The sequence below is a fragment of the Phycisphaeraceae bacterium genome, assembly GCA_019636655.1.
GTDB lineage: Bacteria > Planctomycetota > Phycisphaerae > Phycisphaerales > UBA1924 > JAHBXB01.
Genome location: JAHBXB010000005.1, coordinates 227,190 through 246,421, shown reverse-complemented (window position 1 = coordinate 246,421; position 19,232 = coordinate 227,190). Strand labels below are relative to the sequence as shown.

Sequence of the window (19,232 nt, the reverse complement as noted above, 5' to 3'; positions counted from 1 at the left end):
ATCAATCGGCAGGTGATCAAAGGGCACTGATTGCGCAAGGGCCGTGCCCGACATGCCGGCCACGATTGACGCGAACGTTCGCAGGTCCATGAGCGACTCCTGTTCATGGCTACATCACTCAGTGACGGCGGCGCGTCGCCGTTCTGAGAACTGCGTTCAGTTGCGAAGGACGGGATCTCCGCGGCCGCACCGAGCACCGCGGCTACCTCCACTCGCACAACCCACTGGTCCGCCCCACTATTCCACGAGGCGCGGCATCACCGAGAGGCCCGATTCTGAAAGCGTCGGAACAGCCGTGCCACACTAAGCGTTGCCCTGCGCAGGTGTTCTTTGCCTTGGCCCACATCAACGAAGGAGCACAAAGATGAACTGCAGCACGACGATCCACGTTACAGTTGCCGGCCTTATCCTTGCTTGTGCGGGCATGGCGCTCAGCGTCCAGCCGGCAACTGACCCGCCGCGGGCAACACCGCACGAGTCCCGTCAGCAGGATCCAAACCGCATGACGAACGCGGACTTCAGGTCCGCCGACTGGGTCAACTCGCGTTCTGTCGTCAATGACAACGGAGAGGTGATCGCCGACGTCTCGAACCTAGTTATCGACCGCGGGTCCGGGCGTATCGAGCACATCGTCGTCAAAACCGGCGGCGTTCTCGGCCTGGGCGGTCGAGAGATCGCGATACCCGTGAACTCGTTCCGCTGGGACTCCGGCAAGGACCAGAACCTGCTGCTGTCAGCGACGGCGGAGCAGTTGGAGAAGTTCCCCGAGTTCACCCCTCAGACGTGGAGCAAGGTTTCGGGCACGCTGGCGAAGGAGTCGGACTCCCGCGATCCATACGCCGGTAGTCTCGACAATCCCAGCACCGCGCGCGTCCAAGGAACGATCACGTCCGTCCGGCGTGAACGGCTCAGCGGGGTAGGCGAGCAGGTGCTTGTTGTCGTCGCGACCGACGAGGGCGCGAATAGAGAGATTGCGCTCGGTCCGACATGGTTTGTCAACAGCAGCGAGATCGCTCCCATGCGAGGGGACAGCGTGGTCATCGACACCATGGCACTGCCACGGGACCCCGATCACCGCAGCGTGGCAACTCGGCTCAGTGCCAACGGCAAGGACCTCCGCCTTCGGGACAACAACGCGAAGCCGTTGTGGCACGTCGACTCGTCGGCCGCATCGACAAGTCCGACGCGGCTCCTCCTTGCGAGCGATCTGCAGGGCAAGAGCGTCACCTGCCGAGGCAAGCAGTGCGGCACGGTGCACGATGTGATCTTTGAGCGCACCTCTGGAGACCTGGCCTTTCTTTCGATTGATCCGAACGAGAACTTCCTCGGCATCGCCGACACCAAGCGGCTCGTGCCGTGGGCGGTTGCCTCGGTCGGAAGCGATGGCGGCATTCGCCTGGACGCTTCAAAGGAGATGATCCTTTCAAGCATGGAGACACCGACCGATCTCGTATCTTTGAACTCGTCCGCCGGGTCCGTGTACAAGGCGTACGACGTCGCTCCGCCACGGTTTGAACCCCTGCCGCCCGCTCCGCCGACCGCAGCGGCACTCGGTGAGGACGCATGGTCCACACAAGGCCCAGTTCTCAGGGCGATCGATCGCGGCTCGGCGACCAAGATCTCCGGAACCGTTTCGAATGTCCATTCTGTAGATCTTGGGGAAGGCGTGCGTCCCGCCAAAGCCCTCACCCTCAAGACGACCACCGGCGAGCAGGTCGTTCTGCTCGGCCCAGCGTGGTACATGGACAACCAGCCGATCAAGTGCGACAAGGGCGCCGTGATCTCCTCTGACGTCTACCAGACCACGATCAACGGGAAGCCCTACTGGATCGCCAGGACCATTGACGTCAACGGCGACCACATCGTCCTCATTGATTCCAGCAATACTCCATCCTGGGACCGGGAATAGGACAGATGCTGGGGTGCCCCAACGGTACTCAGCGTTCAAGAACAGGAGACTCGCCCATGACACATCGAACCACAGTCGATACTCGGCGGCTCTTTGACGCCGCCGATCAGCTGCTGATCGCGATGCGGTCCGAGTCCGGGAAGCGTTTTATCCGCATGTGTATCGACGGCGGAACACCGAGTTCGGGGATGCTCCGCGGTGCGGTGTTCACCCAGTTCGAACTGGTCGAAGCCATGAACCTCCTGATCCGCCTCGGCCTTGTTCCATCAAGATCGCCCGGCGGCGCGGGAACCTAGTGCACCCCGGACTGGCTGCCAACGGGATGGGCCAGCAGGTATCCCGCTCATCCCCACAACCGTTTCCAGCCAAGGAGTTCCTCGATGACCCGAATCATCACGTCGCAGCAGACCTCATCGCGGGCGGTCGGGCTCTTGGCGGCCGTACTGGCGATGCTGTTTCTGTGCTCGTGCAACACGACCGAGGGCTTTGGCAAGGACGTGAAGAGCCTCGGCAATGGAATCGAGCAATCGGCGCAGGACGCGAAGGACTGACCCACGCCACCGAGGGTGTCCGGCTACTGCCGGTCATCCCCAGACAGGAGGCTCCCAATGCTGTATTACGCCCTGGTCTTCTTCATCATCGCGATCATCGCAGCGGTCTTCGGATTCGGCGGCATCGCCGCGGGCGCTGCGAGCATCGCGCAGATTCTGTTCTTTGTCTTCTTGGTCATGTTCCTGGTGGCGCTCATCAGCGGGCTGCTGAGCAAGGGCCGCTCGGCGTGAGTCGCTGCGAGCGTTAGCCTCCGGCCCCCACGTCCACCGACATGGGGGCCGCTTTGAGCGAGGCGGGGGGGCGCAGAATCAGACCTGCGCGGGCTGGCCGGACCCCTTGCGGAGCCACCGCAACACAGCGGTGTCGAGGCCGTGATCGCCGGCATTTCGTCGGCGGATAGCGGCGGCGACAAGGCCCATAAACATGGGCTGGGGCTTGAGGGGTCGGCTTGTGAGTTCGGGATGGAACTGGCCGGCGAGGAAGAAAGGGTGGCCGTGGGGCTGGCCGGGGGGAGGGAGTTCGAGGATCTGCATGATGGGGTGAGCGGGATGGCGCCCGGAGAATACGAGGCCGCCAGCCTCGAGTTGCTCGATGAATCGGGGCTCGACCTCGTAGCGGTGGCGGAATCGCTCGCGGCAGCGTGTCTTGCCGTCGTACAGCATCGATGCGAGGGTAGCGGAGCGGAGGTCGACATCTTGTCCGCCGAGACGCATGGAGCCGCCGAGGTTCTCGATCTTCTTCTGGTCTGGGAGTTCGCTGATGACAGGGTACTGACAGTTCGGGGCGAACTCAGTGGAGTTGGCGTCGGCAAAGCCGAGGACGCCGCGGGCAAACTCGATCACTGCCATCTGAAAGCCGAGACAGATACCGAGGAACGGGACGCCGTTCTCGCGACAATGCTTCACGCAGGAGATCTTCCCCTCGACACCGCGGGAGCCGAAGCCACCGGGGACGATGACGCCATCAAGACCATCGAGGCGGGCGGCACTATTGGCATCGGTGATGTCTGTGGTCTCGATCCACTTGAGGTCGACGTCGCAGTTGAGGTGCGCCCCGCAGTGCTCGATCGCCTTGTCGATCGAGGCGTAGGCGTCGCGGAGGCCCATGTACTTGCCCGTAATGCCGATGGACACGCTGTGGGAACGGGGAGCGGCGAGGCGGCGGACAAAGCCGAGCCACTGGTCGCGGGCGCGGTCCTCGGCCTTGGCATTGACGCGGTCGTGGAGATCGAGAATGGAGAGGATCTCCCTGTCGAGCCCCTCCTGCCGCATCTCGTCGGGAATGGTGTAGATGCTGCTGCGGTCGTGCATGGAGAACATACGCCGCATCGGGACATTGCTGAACATCGCGATCTTCTGGGCGACACCCTCGCCGATCGGCTCGGTGGCACGGCAGGCGATGATGTGCGGCTGAATGCCCGCCTCCATGAGGCGCTTGATGCCGAGCTGGGCGGCTTTGCTCTTCTGCTCGCCGAGCGTCTGCGGCTTGATGACATAGGTGAGCGCGACGAAGCAGACGGCGTTCTCGCCCTCCTCAAAGGCCAGTTCGCGGAGCGCCTCGATGTAGAAGCCGTTCTCGTAGTCGCCGACGGTGCCGCCGACCTCGACGAAAACGACATCGGATGGCTTGTTGCCGTCGCCCTTGAGAGCGAGCTCGCGGAGGCGGCGTTTGACCTCGCCGGTGACATGGGGGATCCACTGGACATCGCGGCCCAGGTAGGCGCCATGCCGCTCGCGCTCGAGGATGCAAGAGAAGATCTGACCCGAGGTCGTGAAGTTGCGGCGGGTAAGGTTCTGATCGAGCATCCGCTCGTAGGTGCCCAGGTCCATGTCGCACTCGGTGCCGTCATCGAGCACGAAGACCTCGCCGTGGCGGTATGGGTTGAGGGTTCCTGCGTCGATGTTGAGGTAGCCCTCGAGCTTCATCGGGGCAACGGAGAGGCCCTTGTCCTTCAGAAGCTTTGCAAGGCTTGAGGCGAAGATGCCCTTCCCAAGACCGGACATGACCGTGCCAAAGACAGCAACGTACTTTGTCCGACCGGGCTTGTAGCCGTCAGGGACGGGTGAAAAGAACTCGGTATTGACCGATTGATTGGTGAGGTTGGCCAGCATGTCGGCCACGCCCTCGCGGGCACGAGTCGCGCCGCCGCCCGATTCCGATGGTCTGACCGCATCAAGCCATCGTTTCTCAGGCCCGCCGACACTGAGCTGGTGCATGGCGGATCGTATTGCGCCGGAGGAGGCAAATCGACCGGGGGTGGCTGCCGTGTGAACAGACCGTGCACCTTCCACGAAGGATCCGAGTACGAGTACACTCTGGCTCCTCCCCCAACTCCCGTGGGTATCGCCTGTCCTGCCACCTTTGGTCCCGCACCCGCCCCTGCCTGGAGACCCCGCTTGATGCGATTCAGATTCCGTTCAGCCGCGATGGCGCTGGCTGTCGTGATTGGTGGCGTGGCGCCGTCGTGGGGACAGACCGATCCCCGGATTGATCCGAAGACCGGCCAGGACCGCGGGGTGTATCCACCGGATGTGCTGTTCGAGTTCCAGCACGTGCGGTTGGACATCGAGATACCCGACATGTCTCGGGCCCAGTTCACGGCCAAGGAGACGCTGACCATCGCTCCACTAGGGTGGGCGAGGTCGGCTCTGACCCTCGATGCCGGTCCGGGGTTGACGATCTCCGCGGTGAGTCTGAACGGGGTGCCGGTTGCGTTCACCAAGGGAAGGCACACGCTGGACATCGAGTTCGGGCGGTCGCTGTCGCTGGGGGAGCGGGGAACGGTCGTGATCGACTACACGGCGGAGAAGCCTGGCGGAGGCGGGGCCGGGATGACGTTTTCTCCCGACGACATGGACACGCCCGAACTGGACCCGATGTGCCATACTCAGGGTCAGCCGGAATCGAACCACCTGTGGCTACCGATTCATGACTTTCCAAACGCGAGAATGACATCGGAGATCGTGGCAACAGTGCCAGGGGGGTTCCGGGCAGTTTCGAACGGGCGGCTCGTGTCGATCGGGCGCCACACGGACGGGCGGTCGACCTTCCATTGGCTGCAGGACAAGCCGCACGCGTCGTACCTGATCACACTGATCGTGGGAAAGTTCGATGTGATTGATGTCGGCGGACAGAACTCGGCGCGGCCCGGGCTGTGGCTCCCGGTGTACGGCCCCCTCGGGTCCGCGGACATCCTCCGGCGGAACTTTGGCAACACCGCGGACATGGTGGCTTACTTCGAGAAGCTATTCGACGAGCCGTACCCGTGGGACAAGTACGCAAACGTCATCTGCCGCGACTTTTCGGCGGGCGCCATGGAGAACACGTCGTGCACCACGTTTGCCGCGTTCGGTGCAACTGGTCCCAGGAGCATGGTTGAGGGAACGAACGCCCATGAGCTGGTGCACCAGTGGTTCGGCGATCTGTGCGGCTACAAGTCGTGGGAGCACCTGTGGCTGGGTGAGGGGTGGGCGACGTTCGGCGAGGCTCTGTGGGCCGAGCACAAGCGAGGAAAGATCGGGTACCAGCGGGCGATCATGGGGGATGCGGCGCAGGCCCGGATCGCGAGCCGCCGCGGGTTCCCGAGCGTCCGCGGCCGCATCGTGAACAATGTGTACCGCGACCCGGACTCTCGCTTTGATCCCGCGGTGGTGTACGCAAAGGGGGGGTGGTTCCTGCACACCCTGAGGATGGATCTCGGGGATGATGTGTTCTGGGCTGGGGTGCGGCGGTATGTACACACGCGGCGGTTCGAGCAGAACGAGACGGACGATTTCCGTCGCTGCATGGAGCAGGAATCGGGGCGGAGCCTGGAAAAGTACTTCCAACAGTTCGCGTACCGGCCGGACCTGCCACGCCTGCAGGTTGACCTCGCATGGGACGAGGCAGATAGCTCGCTGAAGATCTCGGTCGAGCAGACGCAGAAGATCAGCGAGGAGAGCCCTGCATTTGCCTTCTCGTTACCCGTGCTGATCGACCTGGGGGAGGGCAGAACGACGACAGTGTCTGTTGACGTGTCCGAGACGATGACGACGGCGTCGTTCACGCTTGCACAACGACCCAACAAGGTAATCGTCGATCCGGACTTGAGCGTGATGTGCGAGTCAAAGATCCGGACGCCGCTCGCCCCCGGGATCTCCTGGTGGATTGACCAAGTCATGACCGGCCCGACGTTGTTCGCGCGGGTGCAAGCAGCCGAGTCGCTGCGCGAGGCGGCCAGGATGGCGATCCAGGAGTTCGCTTCGACCTTGGAAGTAGAGCCCGGGAGCCTTCCGGATGCCCTGGCGGATGCGAGACAACTGTTGGTGGAGCCCGCTTCGAGAGAGATCCCATGATCCGATGTGCCCCGCTCGTGCTCGTTGCCCTGGTCGTCGGCGTGCTTGGTGCGGTAGGCAAGACGGCCGCGGCAGGCGGTGAGAACGGAGAGCATGCGTGCCATGAGGCGAAGTCGGCCGCGGTGCAGGCGTCGATCGCGTTCGACCCGGCAAGCGGCCGCTCGTTGCTGAACTACCCGCCGGACCCGCTTGTGGCCTATGAACGGATGACGCTGCACGTGGTCATCCCGGACATGAACGTGAAGCGGCTGGATGCGGCGTGCACGCTGCGATTCAGCCCCGTGGGCGAGGCGCTGGCAAGGCTGCCGCTCAGGGCCGGACCGCCGGAGAGCATGGCGATCCGGTCCGTGATGCTGGAGGAACCATCCGGAACCGCTGTGGAGTTTGCACACACCGGAGAATCGCTTGATCTCAGGTTCTCTCCGCCGATCCCGGCCGGACGCGGCGTGCGGCTGGTGGTGGTCTACTCGTTGATCGCGCCGGCCGAGGGGTTGGTATGGACTCCGGAGTCCTCCACCTGGCCGGGGCGCCCGGCACAGCTGCACTCGCAGGGGCAGCCGGAATCAAACCACTACTGGTTCCCGTGCCACGACTTTCCCAACGTGAGGATGTCGACGGAGATGTTCGTGACCGTGCCGTCGGGGTTTGTCGCCTGTTCCAACGGCCGCCTGGTGTCGGAGGGGGCATTCGAGGCCTCGGCACTGCCGGAGGGCCTGCAGCCGGTCGCCGGAGGTCTGGCGAGCAACCTGCGCACATTCCACTGGCTTCAGTCACAGCCGCATGTGCCCTACCTGGTGTCGCTGGTGGTGGGGAAGTTCGACGTGGTCGACGTCTCGGACACGGCCATGCCGATGCCGGTGTACGCGCCCCTGGGCAAAGGGGATCAGATCCAGCAGACGTACGGACGCACACCAGAAATGGTGCGACTGTTCGAGAGACGAACCTCGCAGCCGTATCCATGGGACAAGTATGCACAGGTGATCGTGCACAACTTCGGCGCCGGGGGCATGGAGAACACGTCGGCAACGACGATGTACGACACAGCGATCCTGGATTCGGTCGCATTGCTGGACGGCGACCTGGACGGGCTGATCTCGCATGAGCTGGCCCACCAGTGGTTCGGGGACCTGCTGACGTGCAACTCGTGGGAGCACATCTGGCTCAACGAGGGGTTCGCGACGTACTTCAGCCACCTCTGGTTTGAGCATCGCGATGGGATCGATGCATACCAGGCGGGAGTGTGGGCCAACATGCATTCGGTGATTGGCGTGGACCACGCCGAAGCGCCAGAGCAGGCGGCGATGTGCAGCAGGGTGTACACGCACCCATGGGAGACGTTCCGTCGCGCGGCCAACCCGTATTCGAAGGGGGCCTCGGTCCTGCACATGCTGCGCCGCCAGCTCGGCGACGAGGCGTTCTTTCGCGGTCTGTCCCTCTACGTCGCGAGGAGCCGTGGATCGACTGTTGAGACAGCGGATCTGCGGAAGGCGATGGAGGCGGCCTCGGGGCTGGGGCTTCAGCAGTTCTTCGAGCAATGGTGCTTCCGACCGGGCGTCCCGGTGGTCACGGTGGGGGCGACCTGGGAAGAAAGCACAGGGACACTGCGGCTGTCGTTGGAGCAGACCCAGCCGATCGACGGGTGGAACCCCGCGTTTGATATCGAAGTGCCCTTTTTCGTCAGGCTTCCCGGAGAAGGATCGGGCCGGGTGCACACGGCTCGCCTCAGGACCGCTGACCGAGCAGCCTCGCTGGATCTCAAACTGGACTCCGCGCCCGAGTTCGTGGCGACCGATCCGGACATGGATGTGATGGCCGACTGGAAGATCTCCCAGCCGGCGGTGTGCTGGCTGAAGCAACTCAAGGGCGGCCCCTCGCTTGCCTCGAAGCTGCAGGCCCTCGACGCGCTTCGCACGCTCGGGCCCAACGCCGCGCCGCTGGGGACGATCGAGGCCATCGCAGAGATTGCCGGGAACACCGCGACGTACCACTCGCTCCGCACGGCGGCGGTCAGGGCGCTGGGGCAACTCAAGGCGTGGGATCAGCTTGCTGCGCTGGCCGGGGGGTGGCCGAGCGACGCGCGGGTGCGTCGGACGATCGTCGAAGAGTTGGCATCACTCGGCAGGGGTGATCCCGAAGGCGCGATCGGGCGGCAGGTGGCGACGATCCTCGAATCGCGGCTTCGGGGCGACCCTTCGTACGGGGTGCGGAGCGCGGCCGTTGCGGGGTTGGGCTCGATGCGCGTGTTGGATGCTCTGCCGCTGGTCATTGATGCCGCCGCCGTCGAATCGCAGGACGACCAGATCCGGCAAGCCGCGCTGGATGCTCTGGGAGCGATGGACCGCGCGGAGGGGTACGCGGCGGCGCTTCGGTATTGTGCACCGGGAACGCTCAGCCGCACGCGACCGACCGCGATCCGCACACTCGCCGCACTCGGGCACCACGACCCTGACCAGACGCTGCGCGTACTGGCAGATCTCCTACGGGACGACGAGCAGCGATCGGCACGGGCGGCGGGGGAGGGCATTGCCACCTTGGGCGACCCTCGCGGAGTTGAGATCCTGGAGGCGTTCATCGCCTCCGCGTCGAGCGAGGTGGCCCGATTTGATGCCGGCCGGGCCCTCTCGGACCTTCGGGCGAAGGTACACGCGACCGAGAAGCCCGGGCACGCCACGCCACCGGCAGAGCCAGCCTTGGAGCCTGCTCCGGCTGCGCGAAGCACCCCGGCCGCACCGCGCGACAGGCGTGTGCGCTGGATTCGGTTTCCCATCGCCGCGACGTTTGCGAAAGGCCCTGAGGCCGAGGAATCGCTGGCGGCCGATCCTGCTGCGTTCTTCCTCGGACAGGACTTGATCGTGGAGCGGTCGGGTGGAGAGTTGTACCTGCTGTGCTTCGACGATGCGGCTCGGTCGATGGACTCGGGTACTGGCGAATGGGGCGTCATCCAGGCCGCCGTGGTTCCGGCGGACGCCGCGGAGAAGAGTGAAGCCGGCGTCGGGGTGGATTTCGACGCGCGCGGAGCCGCGATGTTCGGCGTGCTCACGAAGGAGAACATCGGCCGCCGGCTTGCGATTGCATCGGGCGGGGACGTGGTGGCCGTGCCAGTCGTCCGCACGACGATGTCGAACCGGGCGATGATCACGGGGACCATGTCGGGCGACGAACTGGGAGTGCTCGCCTTGAAGATCGGGCGTGACGCAAACCTATCGCTCAGGATCACCCCCAGACCGGGGGAACTCGAGGACGAAGCCGAGCTCCGAACGACGATCCGGGAGCGTGGGCCCGGGCAGTAGCTGCTACGAGCGCGAGGATCGCCATCGGGCGACAAACTCGGCATACTGCTCAGGAGTGTCGATCCCTCGTCGTGTGGCAGCGCCCTCGCAGATCGCCACCTGGATGGCGTAGCCGTGCTGCAGCACTCGGAGTTGCTCCAGGGACTCGCAGCGCTCGAGCGGGGTCTCCGCGAGTGTGCCGTAGATATCGAGGAAACTCTTGCGGTAGACATAGAGACCGATGTGACGCAACGCGGTCGCATCCGGCCCCCCCCGACGGTCACGGTCCATGGGGATCGGCGAGCGGGAAAAATACATGGCGTGGCCTCGAAGGTCGCATACGACCTTGACCGCGGTAGGGTCGCCGGTGTCCTCGCCCGTCGCGAAGGGGACGGCCGCGGTGCCGATCACGGCGCCTGGGGCCCGAACGAGGGCCGCGACGGTCTGATCGATGATCGATGGCTCGATTTCGGGCTCATCGCCCTGAGCGTTCACAATAAGCGTGTCGGCGGCAAGCGAGAGCCTGCTGGCGGCCTCGGCAAGGCGGCTTGTTCCGTTTGGATGATCCGGCCTGGTCATCACGACTTCGGTACCGAGGGGGACCAGGGCGTCCCGGATGCGTGCGTCATCCGCCGCGACCACCACCCTCGAGACCGACCCGGCGAGCCTCGCCCGCTCAACGACGTGCTGGACCAGCGGTCGGCCGGTCTGCGCCGCAAGGACCTTGCCGGGGAAGCGGGTCGACGCCATGCGGGCGGGGACGATGGCCACAGCCCGCTCACCAGTCGCGGTCATGGGCGTCAGCCCCCCTGCTTGATCTTGCCGACCAGAGCCTTGAGGTCGTCCTTGCGGGTGCGGATATCGCGGTAACTGATCTGCTGGATGGCAATCGCGGAGGCAAGCTTGTACGCCTCTTCGGCTGAAGCAGGATCCCCCTGCTCCTCGGCGCGGGCCTGCAGGGAGCACATCAGACCGTACCGAAGATCCAGGCCAGCGTCGCTGTCCGCGGCCACGGTCGATCCCAATCCCTCAAGGGCCTGGTGGAACGTAGCAATCGCCTCGTCGTGCCAGCCAATTCGCTGAAACGCCATACCGAGGTACTGGAGCGCCCGTGCCCGGTTCTTGCCGTCGGCCTTGGCCTCCTGGAACAGCCCGATGGACTCCTCGAAGCGGCCGGCATCAAACAGCCGGCGTCCGAGCTCGAACTTGATCGGGAGGTCGGTGGGATACGCCTGGGCGCGGAGCTTGAACTCCTCGATCTCGCGGGTCGCCAGTTCATCCCTGGCCTTTTCGAACGTCGCCTTTGCCTCGGGGGAGCCGTCCTTGGCGGCCTCGGCCTGCATCGTGGCGAGTCGGCGTCGCAGGATTCTGAGCTGGATGTCGCCGGCTTCCTGGCGAAACCGGAAGTCCTGGGTCTGCTTGTACGCCTGGCTCAGGGTATCGAGGGCAGCCTTGATGTCGTCGCGTGTTCCCCGCTCGCGGAGACGGTCGACATACCGCTTGATCGACGGCTTGTCCATCGGCCGGGCTTCGTACTCCTCCTTGGCGACGGCGACGAGACGGTCGAGCGTCTCCTCGGTCTTGACGGCCCGCTCTTCTTCTTCAAGCCGCTTCTGCTTTTCGCTGTCGCGGATGTTGGCGCGGAATCCGCCCTCCTTGCCAGTATCGGTGTACCCGCCCTTGCTCATGGTCTGCTGGGCTGCCATGTTGCGCACATCGGCGGCAAGTCTTGAGTCCGTCGGATCGAGCCTGACGGCGATCTCGCCGGCCATGACCGCCTTCTCGTAGGCCCCGAACTTGCCGAGGGTCTCGAAGAGCTGGAGAAACTGCCTCTTGTTCGGCTTCTTCTCGCGGCCCGCGGCGGCGATGGCTCGCTCGCCGAGCCACACCACACTCTCGACAAGCCCGAGGTTTCCTGCGGTGGTGGTGGCGGTGACCGCGGCAGCGCCATTGGACGGATTGGTGCCCCAGGCGAGAAGGGCAGCGAGGAAGCGGTCGATGTCGGTGCGGCCGGAGAACTCTCGGACGACCTCCTTGCTCGGGCGCTTGGCGCCGGTCTGCAAAAAGGCCGCTGCAGACTCAAAGAAGCCGGTCATGGACTCGATGTTGGTCGGCTGAAAGCGCAGGCCCTGCAACCAGAGTTGCATGGCGTACTCGTAGTTGGTGGTGTCGTGAACCGTCCGTGCCCGCTCGAAGAACTTGACCGCCTTTTCGGGCGAGTACTCCGGCTGGGCGCCGCTGGGCGCGGCCTCGGGTGGGGTGGCGCCGTTTTCCGCCGCGGGTTTCCTCGAGAACAGACCCAACAGTTGACTCCTTGGCCAAAGGGCCGACGCCCGCCGGTCGGCGGAATGATCATCCTATCGAAGCCCGGACGCTAACGCCAATCAATGCCGTGAATGAGCCTAAACTAGGCCGATGCCCGTCGACCCGGAATCGTTGTACATCGTTGAGTACCCGGACCCGATTCTTCGCCGCAAAGCCGCTGAGGTTCCGGCCGTCAACGACGAAGTGCGAGCGGTGGCCCGGCGGATGATCGAGTTGATGCACGAGGCGGAGGGGGTCGGCCTTGCCGCTCCCCAGGTGGGGCTCGCCTGGCGGATGTTTGTGGCGCACGTTCCCGAGGGGGAGGATCGATCCGCGAGTGCAGACCCGCCGACGGCGAGCGTGCTGCCACAGGTCTTTGTGAACCCGGTGCTCACGCATCACCCGGGGCCGTTGGAGCCGCTGGCGGAGGGTTGCTTGTCCCTGCCCGAAGTGACCGGCGACGTATTCAGACCGGCTGTGGTCTCCATCACTGCCACGGACCTGGATGGCGAACGATTCAGCCTTACTGCCGCCGGGCTGCTGGGCAGGTGCTTCCAGCACGAGATGGACCACCTGGACGGTGTGCTGATCCTGGATCGGATGACCCAGATGTCGCGGCTGAAGAACCGGTCACACATCCGTGAACTGGAGAGAAGCGCGAAGCGGGCATGAGCCATGGCGTCAAGCCCGAGGGGCGACTACCTTCCATCCGAATGCGGCTGATGTACTTTGGTTCCGGTGCCTTCGGCCTCCCCACCCTTGAATCGCTCGCGGCCCGCCACGAGATTCTGGGAGTGGTCACTCAACCAGATCGTCCGGCCGGTCGGGGCGGTAAGCCCACGCCAACTCCGATTGCGGAATGGGCCGCCCGGAACCTGCCCGGGGTTCCGCTGATCAAGCCGGAGCGTGTGAACGAGGCAAGCGTGGCGGCGCGGATCCGCGACATCGGAGTGGCGGCCGACGCGTGGGTGGTCATCGCATTCGGGCAGAAACTCGGGCGGGCTCTGCTCGAAGGGGTGATGGCGGTGAACCTGCACGCCTCGCTCCTGCCACGATGGCGTGGGGCGGCGCCAATCAACGCGGCGATCCTGGCTGGGGACGCGGAGACCGGGAACTCCGTGATTACGCTGGCAGAGAGGATGGATGCCGGGCTTGTACTGGGGCAGACGCGGCGGTCGATCGAGCCGTCAATGACGGCGGGGGAGCTCCACGATCTGCTCGCGGCGGACGGACCGGCTCTCGTACAGAGCGTCCTGGAGCGTGCAGTCCCGCGTTTCCGGGCCGGCCTGGAGCCGGAGGGGGAGGTGCAGGACAACTCGCGAGTGACCCTTGCCAACAAGTTGTCAAAGCGGGACGGTTCGATGAGGTTCGACCTTCCGGCCGACTTCTGCCGTCGCCAGGTGCACGCGTTGACTCCGTGGCCGGGAGTAACGGTGCTTTGTGAAGGGAGACTGCTGAAAGTGCTTCGGGTCAGAACCGTTGGTGGCACATCGCCCCAGGCGCCTGGGGCGTTGATCGACCCGGCTGGAGGGGTCGTTGCCTGCGGAGACGGAACCATGCTGGCGCTGCTTGAAGTGCAGCCACCCGGAAAGCGGCCAATGGCTTGGGCGGATTATGCGCGAGGAAGGACGTTGAACGCTGGGGACCGGTTCTCCGAGTTCGAGCCCGGGGGGCATGACTGATGGCGCAATCTGGTCCGACGCTCTGGGACTTGCTCGCGCCAATCGCACGCAGGCTGGGGGTCCGCCAAACGCCCGTGGCGTCCCCGAAGAGGCCTCTGGCGATACGCCGCAGCGCCCCCCGAGTGAGTCGCCCGTCGATGCAGGCCAAGTACGACGACGTTGCGCGTGCGATGCTGCAGCAATACGGCGTGCGGGTCAGGCGGTGGCGGTCGTCGATGAGCGGGGTCGCGTGGTGCGTGACCTACGTCGATGGCACGGTGTCTCGTCTGATCGAGGCTCCAAAGCCGAAGGGGCCGATGTCGGCGGCGGTCTTTCTGCACGAGATCGGACATCACGCGATCGGGTTCAACGTGTACAAGCCGCGCTGCCTGGAAGAGTACCACGCGTGGCGGTGGTCGCTGGAGCAGATGCAGGCGCACGGGCTCAATGTCACCGAGAGCGTGACGAACCGCATGTACGACTCGCTGCACTACGCGATCGCGAAAGCGCGACGTCGCGGGCTCAAAGCGATTCCCACCGAACTCGCGCCCTACGTGCAGCGCAGGCCCCGACCAAGGGCTCGCTCTAATGCCGAGTGAACTCAGGGACCGGAACGTCCCGGGTGCGATTCGAACGCACGACCTGCCGCTTAGAAGGCGGCTGCTCTATCCAGCTGAGCTACCGGGACTCCACCCGACTCTATGGCGTTTGGGGACGGCCCCGGACAGCGTGCGAGCGGAAGGGAGTTATTCTTGCCAGGCAGGAATGGCTTCGCTTTTCCAGTAGCCGGCGACCAGCCTGCCGGCAAGGATTGGATTCTCCCACTTTGGACCCGGACCCGAATGACTGCATCCACCTCGATCGCCCCCGCCGTTGACCGTGCCGGTGGCGGTCGCACCCTCGGCGCGGGGCCGGGCTCGATCGAGTCGCCGGGCATGGTCGCCTCGTACATCGAGCTGACCAAGCCGCGGATTACTCGCCTGGTGACGATTACGTCCGGCGTCGGGTTCGTGATGGCGGCACTGGGGCGACCGGGATGGCCGCTGGGAGAGTTGGCCTGGATCGCGTCCGGGGCGTTGGTCGGAACGGTGATGTCGGCCGCGGGGGCGAGTGCCCTCAACCAGTGGTGGGAGTGGCGGCGGGATGCCATGATGCCTCGGACGGCCCATCGGCCGCTGCCCCAGGGACGTGTGAGTAAGGCCGGAGCGTTGGGGCTGGGCTTGGTGTTGTGCGTGCTGGGAGTCGCCGTGCTGTGGGCGATGTGTGGCGCAGTGCCTGCGGTCGTATCGCTGGCGACGATTCTGTCGTACGTGCTGCTCTACACGCCGCTGAAGCCGATCACTTCGCTGGCGACCCTGATCGGAGCGGTCCCTGGGGCGCTGCCCCCGCTGATCGGCTGGACCGCCGCATCAACTCACGGGGGCTGGATTCTGGGGGACCTCGCGGCGAATGCCGGGGGGTGGTCGCTCTTTGTGTTGATGCTCGTGTGGCAGGTCCCCCACTTCCTCGCGATCGCGTGGATGTACCGGGATGACTATGCGAAGGGCGGGTATCGGATGCTGCCGATGGCAGACGCGGATGGGCGGGCAACGGCCTCGGTGATCCTGCTGTGGTCGGTCACGCTGCTGCCGGCGACGTTGGCGCCGGCGCTGCTGATGCCCGAGCGCCTGGGCGCTGGGTATGTGGCTGCGGCCGTGCTGACGGGGCTTGGGTTCATCGCGGTGGCCGTGCGGCTCAGGCGAACGCGGACGCGCGAGGATGCCCGGCGGGTGTTCTTTGGATCCATCATCCATCTGCCCGTCATCCTGGCGGCGATGGTGGCGGATGCGATCTTCCGAACGTTCTAGGATGAAGCATCGGGGATGCGGAGCCATGGGACGAACGTTGCTTGTCGCTATCGGGATCGTGGGGGCGGTGCTGGTGACTTCGGTGCTGACGCTGTCGGTGCTCCGAAGCCGGGGATCCGCTGCGGTACCTGGAGCGGTGAGCAGTGCTTCGATTGGGTCCGACGACCCCGGGGCGGCTGATCCGAACTTCGAGGACATCGTGATCCCGCCGTTCTCCTTTGTGAACCAGGATGGCGAAGGGGTGACGCAGGAGGCCTTGAAGGGGCGCGTCACGATTATCAACTTCATCTTCACGAACTGCCCGCTCATCTGCCCGGAAATGACCGGGGTAACGGCGGGGCTTGTTGATCAGCTGAAGGGGACGCCGGTGCAGATCATGAGCATCAGCGTTGACCCGGATCATGACACGCCGGAGCGGCTGAAGGAGTTCGCCCAGACATTCGGGGCCGACCTGACGCGGTGGCAGTTCCTCCGCGGCGAAAAGCGCGCGGTATGGGACATGCTGAGATCGGGACTGAAGTTCGCGATCAAGGAGGATGCTTCGGTCCCGGTGACGCTGAGCGATGGGACCTCGATGGCCAACATCGTTCATCCGTCGAAGCTGCTGCTGGTGGGACCCGAGGGGAACGTGCTTGCAATGTACTACTTCCGGGACGAGGAAGCGATCCGGGCGCTCGGAGCTCGGGCCAGGGCGCTGGCAACTCGGTTGCGGGGGGCGACGGCACAGACGGCCCGCCCCTAGGACTGGGTGCTGCCGCGAGCCTGCGCTGCACGGGCGGCGGCCTCGCGGAGCCGAGACTGGGACTGCTCCGAGTTGACGTCGGCTTTTCCGATTCCGGGGTGGGCACCGGCCGCGACGGCGGCGGCCTGAGCCTCCGCCAGATTACTTACGAGCATGACCGTTGCACGCTGCCCGCTCGCCGAAACCAGGGTGCGCACGATGTCGTGGCCCGTAGCCGCGGAGAAGGAACCATCCAGGACGCGGTTGACCAGGACCAGATGGGAGTCACTCGACGCAGAAGCGAGCGACTCATCATCGTTCGCCCACGAGACGCTCACACCGGGGATTGCACGCTCCACAGCGTGCTTGAGGAGGTAGGCATCGGGTCCGCAGTGGCCAACAAGGAGCACGTTGATTGGCTGGGATGGTTCAGTCATTGTTCATTGACCTGTCTCGTCGCCGCATGCTTACGCGATGCGCCGTGACTTGGATGTTGACGCCCGGCCAAAGATACGCCTTCGAATCGGTGCACTCGGACTTGATGGCGAGAACAACGGGATCAATGAGCCGGCCATTCAGGCGGTCCCGGCCGATGTCGTCGCGGATGAGACGGGCGGCCCGGTGGAAGAGGCTCGTGAGCACCACCGGACGCACGGGTCGGAGGCTGTCGCGTGGCCAGGTAAGTTCCTCGGGCGGTCCGTCGGGCGGCTGAACCGTGGCGACATCGATCAGGCTCGACGCGAGATCGCTGATGAGGCCATCGATATCTCGCATCAGCCTTGCGGTGCGTGCCATACGCAGGGCCGCGGTTGGGCGGAGTGCGTACAAGGCCGGTGAGACGGTGTGCCGTACACCGGCGCGGAGACGCGACGTGTCGGCGTTTGTCTCGTCTTCGGCCCATGAAACTCCGGCGTCCCGGCACAGGGTGATTGCGTGGGCGTGCGAGACTCCGAGCATCGGACGGATAACCGCGGTCTCAAAGGCGCCATCACCGATGGATCGGGCGTCGGCAACCCCGGCCATCCCGGCAGGTCCAGCACCGCGCAGCAGCCCCATGATCACAGTTTCGACCTGGTCGTCGGCCTGGTGGCCCGTCGCGACGAAAGCGAGGCCGAGATCGCTGGCGAGCCGGGCGAGCTCGGTATAGCGGAGACGGCGGGCGATTGCTTCGGGGTTTCCCTTTGACGAGATGTGACGACCACTGCGCCAGATCTTTCGCTCGCTCGACACGCTGACCCGGGACTCGACAAACTGAACGCCGAGACGGGCAGCAAGTCCCATGGCGGCGTCGCGGTCGGCCAAGGCCTGCTCCTGCGGGCGGAGGTCGTGGACAATGTGGGCCACCGCCAGAGAGATGCCGGGTGCAGCGCCGGCCGCAAGTGCGATTGCCAGGGCGGAGGAATCGGCTCCACCGGAACAGGCGATGAGCGTGGACGACCCCGGACCGGCTCGTGGGCCGCTCGTGGTCAGCCGACGCCACGACCGGAGAATGGCCGCCGCGACGGGGTGCCGCCGGAGCGCGCGGAGTTGCGAGTTGGCAATGCGTGGCCTGATCACGCCAGAAGTCTAGGAATGCGTGTCAGGACCGATGCCCACACCTGAGGCCGGAACGAGTCGCTAGCTTTTTGATGCAGAACGGTGCTGCCTCCCGGCGGGCTGGGAGTCATTCGTCCTTCGGACCGCGTCTAGGCAGAGTACCTCGAAGATAACGTGGGCCGCGAGCAGGGCGGTTATACCGCTGACATCTCGATCGGGGAGGACTTCAACAACATCCGCCCCGACGATGTTCGCGCCTCGCAGACCTCTGATGAGGGCGAGTGCTTCTGCGGAGGTGAATCCGCCGACGCTCGGCGTGCCCGTCCCCGGCGCGTAGGCCGGGTCGACGCAATCGATATCGAACGTGAGATAGGCCTCCGCACCAGCCAGCGACCGCACGAAGTCGTCGAGCCGCGAGGCGCCCTCTCTCGCATAGTCGCCGTGGGTGACCATGGTGATCCCGTGGCGGCGGGCAAAGTCGAGATCGGAGGCGGTGTTCAGCGGGCCCTTGATGCCGAGGGAGATCATCCGGCCGGGGTCGACGAGCCCGTCCTGGATGGCCCGGATAAAGGGCGATGCGTGGGACCAGGACTCGCCCATCGTCGAGTCGACCGTGTCGAGGTGGCTGTCGAAGTGAATCAGAGGGAGACCGCCAGCGGGCTTGCCGCGGCGTTCCCAGGTTGCCTTGATGTTGGCGTAGGCGATGGAATGGTCGCCCCCGACGGCAAAGAGCCGCGTGGAGGAGGGTTTGCCAAGACCCATGGCGAACTCGTGGACAGCCCGCGCGTTCTCGCCGCAGGAGAAGGGGCGGACGGGAGCATCGCCGGCGTCTGCAAGGCTCAGGACACTGCACACATCGACGTCGTGCTCGATTGAGTATCTCTTGACGTACTGGCTCTCCTCCCGGATTGATCGCGGTCCGAACCTGGCGCCCGGGCGGTAGGTCACGCCGCCATCGAACGGAACGCCGTAGATCGCCCAGTCGACGGGGGAGTTCTCCGGAGCGACGTCGGCGAGCCTTGGGTAGCGACAGAATGTGCACAGACCGGAGTATCGCGGCGACTGGCGAGGATCGGGGAGGATGGTCTTGCCTGGCATG

Annotated in this window: 17 protein-coding genes and 1 tRNA gene; 11 read left to right on the top strand and 7 right to left on the bottom strand. The window is 65.1% G+C overall.

Going from position 1 to position 19,232, the window contains the following annotated elements; all coding sequences use genetic code 11:
• Positions 1 to 364 precede the first annotated feature (364 nt).
• The 4 genes from KF745_14045 (at position 365) to KF745_14030 (ending at position 2,691) form a co-directional block, all read left to right on the top strand.
• The gene (locus KF745_14045) at positions 365 to 1,909 is read left to right on the top strand and encodes a PRC-barrel domain-containing protein (GenBank protein MBX3359537.1); all 1,545 of its coding nucleotides are present in this window, start codon (positions 365 to 367) and stop codon (positions 1,907 to 1,909) included.
• A gap of 56 nt (positions 1,910 to 1,965) precedes the next feature.
• Complete coding sequence (locus tag KF745_14040) at positions 1,966 to 2,205, top strand: hypothetical protein (protein MBX3359536.1); 240 nt, start codon at positions 1,966 to 1,968, stop codon at positions 2,203 to 2,205.
• A 153-nt stretch (positions 2,206 to 2,358) separates the two neighbouring features.
• Positions 2,359 to 2,460: an entericidin A/B family lipoprotein gene (locus KF745_14035; protein ID MBX3359535.1), complete on the top strand. Its 102-nt coding sequence runs from the start codon at positions 2,359 to 2,361 to the stop codon at positions 2,458 to 2,460.
• 57 nt (positions 2,461 to 2,517) lie between these two features.
• Positions 2,518 to 2,691, top strand: a complete 174-nt coding sequence (locus KF745_14030) for a DUF1328 domain-containing protein (protein MBX3359534.1) — start codon at positions 2,518 to 2,520, stop codon at positions 2,689 to 2,691.
• Positions 2,692 to 2,769: 78 nt separating this feature from the next.
• Here the strand turns inward: KF745_14030 and KF745_14025 are convergent, their stop codons facing one another.
• Positions 2,770 to 4,677, bottom strand: coding sequence for a CTP synthase (locus tag KF745_14025; GenBank protein ID MBX3359533.1), 1,908 nt, complete (start codon positions 4,675 to 4,677; stop codon positions 2,770 to 2,772).
• Between the two features lie 183 nt (positions 4,678 to 4,860).
• Between KF745_14025 and KF745_14020 the strand changes: the two genes are divergently transcribed.
• Together KF745_14020 and KF745_14015 are read left to right on the top strand one after the other, a co-directional pair.
• Entirely contained in the window at positions 4,861 to 6,795 is a 1,935-nt protein-coding gene (locus KF745_14020; protein ID MBX3359532.1) for a M1 family metallopeptidase, read from the top strand.
• Positions 6,792 to 10,085: a HEAT repeat domain-containing protein gene (locus tag KF745_14015; GenBank protein ID MBX3359531.1), complete on the top strand. Its 3,294-nt coding sequence runs from the start codon at positions 6,792 to 6,794 to the stop codon at positions 10,083 to 10,085. Before KF745_14020 ends, KF745_14015 begins: the two co-directional genes overlap by 4 nt.
• Positions 10,086 to 10,088: 3 nt before the next feature.
• Here the strand turns inward: KF745_14015 and kdsB are convergent, their stop codons facing one another.
• Together kdsB and KF745_14005 are read right to left on the bottom strand one after the other, a co-directional pair.
• A complete protein-coding gene (kdsB, locus tag KF745_14010; protein ID MBX3359530.1) occupies positions 10,089 to 10,859 on the bottom strand; it encodes a 3-deoxy-manno-octulosonate cytidylyltransferase in 771 nt (256 codons plus the stop codon).
• A 5-nt stretch (positions 10,860 to 10,864) separates the two neighbouring features.
• The gene (locus tag KF745_14005; GenBank protein ID MBX3359529.1) at positions 10,865 to 12,367 is read right to left on the bottom strand and encodes a hypothetical protein; all 1,503 of its coding nucleotides are present in this window, start codon (positions 12,365 to 12,367) and stop codon (positions 10,865 to 10,867) included.
• Positions 12,368 to 12,479: 112 nt separating this feature from the next.
• Here KF745_14005 and def point away from each other — a divergent pair, with 112 nt between their 5' ends.
• From def to KF745_13990, 3 genes are all read left to right on the top strand, one after another.
• Positions 12,480 to 13,040, top strand: a complete 561-nt coding sequence (gene def / locus KF745_14000; protein MBX3359528.1) for a peptide deformylase — start codon at positions 12,480 to 12,482, stop codon at positions 13,038 to 13,040.
• 41 nt (positions 13,041 to 13,081) lie between these two features.
• Entirely contained in the window at positions 13,082 to 14,050 is a 969-nt protein-coding gene (gene fmt / locus KF745_13995) for a methionyl-tRNA formyltransferase (GenBank protein ID MBX3359527.1), read from the top strand.
• Positions 14,051 to 14,172: 122 nt separating this feature from the next.
• Positions 14,173 to 14,628: a hypothetical protein gene (locus tag KF745_13990; protein MBX3359526.1), complete on the top strand. Its 456-nt coding sequence runs from the start codon at positions 14,173 to 14,175 to the stop codon at positions 14,626 to 14,628.
• Positions 14,629 to 14,643: 15 nt separating this feature from the next.
• Here KF745_13990 and KF745_13985 read toward each other — a convergent pair.
• Positions 14,644 to 14,717 (bottom strand) — tRNA-Arg (locus KF745_13985).
• 154 nt (positions 14,718 to 14,871) lie between these two features.
• On the opposite strand from KF745_13985, the gene cyoE reads away from it, so the two are divergent.
• Complete coding sequence (cyoE, locus tag KF745_13980) at positions 14,872 to 15,876, top strand: heme o synthase (GenBank protein MBX3359525.1); 1,005 nt, start codon at positions 14,872 to 14,874, stop codon at positions 15,874 to 15,876.
• Positions 15,877 to 15,901: 25 nt separating this feature from the next.
• Positions 15,902 to 16,618, top strand: coding sequence for an SCO family protein (locus KF745_13975; protein ID MBX3359524.1), 717 nt, complete (start codon positions 15,902 to 15,904; stop codon positions 16,616 to 16,618).
• Here KF745_13975 and KF745_13970 read toward each other — a convergent pair.
• Genes KF745_13970 through speB form a run of 3 tightly spaced genes read right to left on the bottom strand, consistent with a single transcriptional unit; the run spans position 16,615 to position 19,231 of the window.
• The gene (locus tag KF745_13970; GenBank protein ID MBX3359523.1) at positions 16,615 to 17,034 is read right to left on the bottom strand and encodes a hypothetical protein; all 420 of its coding nucleotides are present in this window, start codon (positions 17,032 to 17,034) and stop codon (positions 16,615 to 16,617) included. The two genes, KF745_13975 and KF745_13970, sit on opposite strands and share 4 nt — an antisense overlap.
• On the bottom strand, positions 17,027 to 18,154 hold the full coding sequence (gene tilS / locus KF745_13965; protein MBX3359522.1) for a tRNA lysidine(34) synthetase TilS: 1,128 nt from the start codon (positions 18,152 to 18,154) through the stop codon (positions 17,027 to 17,029). Before tilS ends, KF745_13970 begins: the two co-directional genes overlap by 8 nt.
• 60 nt (positions 18,155 to 18,214) lie before the next feature.
• A complete protein-coding gene (gene speB / locus KF745_13960) occupies positions 18,215 to 19,231 on the bottom strand; it encodes an agmatinase (protein MBX3359521.1) in 1,017 nt (338 codons plus the stop codon).
• Position 19,232 lies beyond the last annotated feature (1 nt).

Bases quoted from the DNA above. Each gene is read 5' to 3' on its own strand.
- KF745_14045 (MBX3359537.1), top strand. From the start codon at position 365: ATGAACTGCAGCACGACGATCCACGTTACAGTTGCCGGCCTTATCCTT.
- KF745_14040 (MBX3359536.1), top strand. From the start codon at position 1,966: ATGACACATCGAACCACAGTCGATACTCGGCGGCTCTTTGACGCCGCC.
- KF745_14035 (MBX3359535.1), top strand. From the start codon at position 2,359: ATGCTGTTTCTGTGCTCGTGCAACACGACCGAGGGCTTTGGCAAGGAC.
- KF745_14030 (MBX3359534.1), top strand. From the start codon at position 2,518: ATGCTGTATTACGCCCTGGTCTTCTTCATCATCGCGATCATCGCAGCG.
- KF745_14025 (MBX3359533.1), bottom strand. From the start codon at position 4,677: ATGCACCAGCTCAGTGTCGGCGGGCCTGAGAAACGATGGCTTGATGCG.
- KF745_14020 (MBX3359532.1), top strand. From the start codon at position 4,861: ATGCGATTCAGATTCCGTTCAGCCGCGATGGCGCTGGCTGTCGTGATT.
- KF745_14015 (MBX3359531.1), top strand. From the start codon at position 6,792: ATGATCCGATGTGCCCCGCTCGTGCTCGTTGCCCTGGTCGTCGGCGTG.
- kdsB (MBX3359530.1), bottom strand. From the start codon at position 10,859: ATGACCGCGACTGGTGAGCGGGCTGTGGCCATCGTCCCCGCCCGCATG.
- def (MBX3359528.1), top strand. From the start codon at position 12,480: ATGCCCGTCGACCCGGAATCGTTGTACATCGTTGAGTACCCGGACCCG.
- fmt (MBX3359527.1), top strand. From the start codon at position 13,082: ATGCGGCTGATGTACTTTGGTTCCGGTGCCTTCGGCCTCCCCACCCTT.
- cyoE (MBX3359525.1), top strand. From the start codon at position 14,872: ATGACTGCATCCACCTCGATCGCCCCCGCCGTTGACCGTGCCGGTGGC.
- KF745_13975 (MBX3359524.1), top strand. From the start codon at position 15,902: ATGGGACGAACGTTGCTTGTCGCTATCGGGATCGTGGGGGCGGTGCTG.
- KF745_13970 (MBX3359523.1), bottom strand. From the start codon at position 17,034: ATGACTGAACCATCCCAGCCAATCAACGTGCTCCTTGTTGGCCACTGC.
- speB (MBX3359521.1), bottom strand. From the start codon at position 19,231: ATGCCAGGCAAGACCATCCTCCCCGATCCTCGCCAGTCGCCGCGATAC.